The organism is Streptomyces sp. NPDC055078, assembly GCF_053607985.1.
Map to the genome: position 1 here is coordinate 1 of NZ_JBSGUP010000945.1, position 2,321 is coordinate 2,321.

At 69.8% G+C, this 2,321-nt stretch carries 4 protein-coding genes; 1 reads left to right on the plus strand and 3 read right to left on the minus strand.

Annotated features, from left to right (window positions below):
- A partial coding sequence (locus tag ACWF94_RS38935; RefSeq protein WP_453499776.1) for a CoA transferase occupies positions 1 to 735 on the plus strand: 735 nt, incomplete at its 5' end.
- On the opposite strand, the gene ACWF94_RS38940 is transcribed toward ACWF94_RS38935, so the two are convergent.
- From ACWF94_RS38940 to ACWF94_RS38950, 3 genes are all read right to left on the minus strand, one after another.
- The gene (locus tag ACWF94_RS38940; RefSeq protein ID WP_453499778.1) at positions 675 to 1,385 is read right to left on the minus strand and encodes a TetR/AcrR family transcriptional regulator; all 711 of its coding nucleotides are present in this window, start codon (positions 1,383 to 1,385) and stop codon (positions 675 to 677) included. The two genes, ACWF94_RS38935 and ACWF94_RS38940, sit on opposite strands and share 61 nt — an antisense overlap.
- Positions 1,386 to 1,444: 59 nt before the next feature.
- Positions 1,445 to 2,182, minus strand: coding sequence for an SDR family oxidoreductase (locus ACWF94_RS38945; protein ID WP_453499780.1), 738 nt, complete (start codon positions 2,180 to 2,182; stop codon positions 1,445 to 1,447).
- A 31-nt stretch (positions 2,183 to 2,213) separates the two neighbouring features.
- The coding region (locus tag ACWF94_RS38950) for an acyl-CoA dehydrogenase family protein (RefSeq protein WP_453499782.1) at positions 2,214 to 2,321 on the minus strand (108 nt) is incomplete at its 5' end.

A 2,321-nucleotide genomic window follows, 5' to 3' on the forward strand; every position in this document is an offset into this window, starting at 1 on the left:
GCACTGCACGGGGTCGGCATGGCGAACCAGCGGCCGGTTCCGCCGATGGTGCTCGCGGGGGACACCGGCGGCGGGGGTGTGTTTCTCGCCCTCGGCATCTGCGCGGCACTCGTCGAACGGACGAGATCAGGCCGAGGCCAGGTCGTCGACGCGGCCATCGTCGACGGGGCGGCGGCGCTGATGTCGCCGATCTACGGCGCCTACGAGGCCGGGGCCTGGACCGACGATCGTGGCAGCAACCGCATCGACGGTGGCGCCTCGTACTACCGCACCTACGAATGCGCCGATGGCAAGTACGTCGCGGTCGGCGCCATCGAGGAGCCGTTCTTCGCTTCCCTGGTCGACCTCGCCGGCCTCGAACCACAGGCATTCGCGGGCAGACTCGACCCGACGCTCTGGGCCGAGCACTCCGAACACCTCGAACGCGTCTTCAAACAACGCTCCCGGGACGAGTGGTGCGCCCTGCTCGAAGGCACCGATGCCTGCGTCACACCGGTACTCTCCCTGGCCGAGGCAAAGGAACACCCGCACAATCGTCACAGACAGCTCTTTGTGGACATGGGCGAAACCCCCGTCCCCGCACCAGCGCCACGATTCGAACGAACACCGTCACGAATCACTCGGCTGCCGGTCGAACCGGGCACCGATACCGAGAGTGTTCTCCAGGACTTCGGTCACTCCCCTGAACACATCCGAGAGCTGTTGGACGGAGGAGTGGTGATGGAGCAGAGCTGACCTCGGCCCGCCGGCCCCGGAGGGCCTTCGCCCGCTCCGGCCCGTTCCGCGCCGAGCATGGTGAGGACGAGTCCGGCATACGAGCGGCCTGTCCCGACCGGAGTGCGAGGGCCGTCGGGGGTGTACCAGCGGCTGACGTCGATGCCGAGGGAGAGCACGGCCAGCGTCGCACTGTCCACGTCGTCGGTGCGGAAGACGCCGGCCTCGGCCCCGGCCCGGATCTCGTCCCGGAACAGGCGCTCGGTGCGGCGGCGCAGTACGACGATGACCGCCCGGTGGTCCGGGAGGAGAGCGTCCATCTCGTACTGCACGACCCGGGCGAGCAGGTGATGGCGGGCGTGCCAGGCGGCGTAGTCGTGCACCAGGGCACGGACGCGGGCGACGGGACCGCTCTCCTCCGCGATCGCCCGCTCGCAGACCGACAGGACATGCCGGTGTCCCGCCTCGCTGATCGCGAAGAGCAGGTCGGCCTTGGTGCGGTGGTGGGCATACACCCCGGCAGGGCTCATCCCGGCCGCGGCGGCGATGTCCCTGGTCGAGGCCCCGTGGTACCCGCGGGCCGCGAAGGCGGCCAGGGCAGCCTCCAGCAGCCTGCGCGAACCCGGGCCGGTCCCGCCCCATGGGTCGTCCGTGCCGGTCGTCGATGTCACCCGGTCATGGTCGTGAAGACGTCCCTCACGAGATGACTTCCGTGGTTCGCGGCCGCACATCAGATGGAGATGCCGCCGTCGACAGGCAGGACGGCACCGGTGATGTAGCCGGCCTCCTCCGAAGCGAGGAAGCCGACCGCCGCGCACATCTCGGACGGGTCGCCGAACCTGCCCAGCGGAATACCCGCGATCAGCTCGGCCCGCTTCGCCGCGGGCACGGAGGCCACCATACGGGTCTCCGCGTTCGGCGAGATGGCGTTGACCGTGACCCCGAAGCGGGCCAGTTCCTTGGCGGCCGTCCTGGTGAAGCCGATGATTCCGGCCTTGGCGGTGGCGTAGTTGGCCTGTCCGATGTTGCCGTGCAGACCGGAGTACGAGGTCACATTGATCACCCGGCCGTAGCCCCGGGCGCGGAAGTGCGGCACACAGGCGCGGGTGAACCGGAAGGTGCCGGAGGCGTGGACGGCGAGCACCGTGTCCCAGTCGTCGTCGGTGAGCTTCCACAGCACACCGTCCCGCAGGATTCCGGCGTTGTTGACGAGGATGTCGACCCGGCCGGTCTCCTCGACAGCCTTGGCGATCACCCGCTCCGCGTCGGCGGTGTCCGCCACGTCCGCCGCCGCCCAGCGCGCACCGAGGGACTCGGCGGCCCGGGCGACCTCCGCCTCGTCGCGGTCGACGAGAAGGACCTCGGCACCGGCGGCGCGCAGGAAGCGCGCGAGTTCCAGGCCGATGCCGCGTGCGGCGCCGGTGATCACGGCCGTGCGGCCGGTGAAGTCGTAGGTGAGATTGCCCATCGAGGTGCTCCCTGAGGATGAGAGGCCGGGTCTACAGTCCGAGGCCACGGCCGATGAGTTCCTTCATGATCTCGTTGGAACCGGCCCAGATCTTCGTCACCCGCGCGTCCTGCCAGGCCCGGGCGACCCGGTACTCGTT

Bases quoted from the DNA above. Each gene is read 5' to 3' on its own strand.
- ACWF94_RS38945 (WP_453499780.1), bottom strand. From the start codon at position 2,182: ATGGGCAATCTCACCTACGACTTCACCGGCCGCACGGCCGTGATCACC.